Genomic DNA, 645 nt, shown 5'->3' on the forward strand with positions numbered 1-645 from the left:
AATATGCCTCCTCGCTTAACAGCGACGCTCTTTAAAAATTTGATCAGGTAATTCGTGTGAGCGCTTGCCGATGAGTGGTGACAAGGTCACCAAATATCGGAGCAAGCCTCTCACGAGAAGTTTGACTCTGAACCAAGTTTGGTCTGCTTAACAGACTATCAAGCTTATCAACTGAAGAGTTTGATCATGGCTCAGATTGAACGCTGGCGGCAGGCTTAACACATGCAAGTCGAGCGGAAACGATTCTAGCTTGCTAGAAGGCGTCGAGCGGCGGACGGGTGAGTAATGCATGGGAATCTGCCCGATAGTGGGGGACAACCTGGGGAAACTCAGGCTAATACCGCATACGTCCTACGGGAGAAAGCAGGGGATCTTCGGACCTTGCGCTATCGGATGAGCCCATGTCGGATTAGCTAGTTGGTGAGGTAATGGCTCACCAAGGCGACGATCCGTAGCTGGTCTGAGAGGATGATCAGCCACACTGGGACTGAGACACGGCCCAGACTCCTACGGGAGGCAGCAGTGGGGAATATTGGACAATGGGCGCAAGCCTGATCCAGCCATGCCGCGTGTGTGAAGAAGGCCTTCGGGTTGTAAAGCACTTTCAGCGAGGAAGAAAGCTTCTGGATTAATACTCTGGAGGAA

Annotated in this window: 1 rRNA gene; it reads left to right on the forward strand. The window is 52.1% G+C overall.

Annotated elements, in window-relative coordinates:
• Window positions 1-168: 168 nt before the first annotated feature.
• Window positions 169-645: ribosomal RNA gene (locus CFN46_RS17370) — 16S ribosomal RNA — on the forward strand; the annotation flags it as partial.

It is taken from the genome of Cobetia sp. QF-1, from assembly GCF_002213105.1.
Lineage (GTDB): Bacteria > Pseudomonadota > Gammaproteobacteria > Pseudomonadales > Halomonadaceae > Cobetia > Cobetia crustatorum.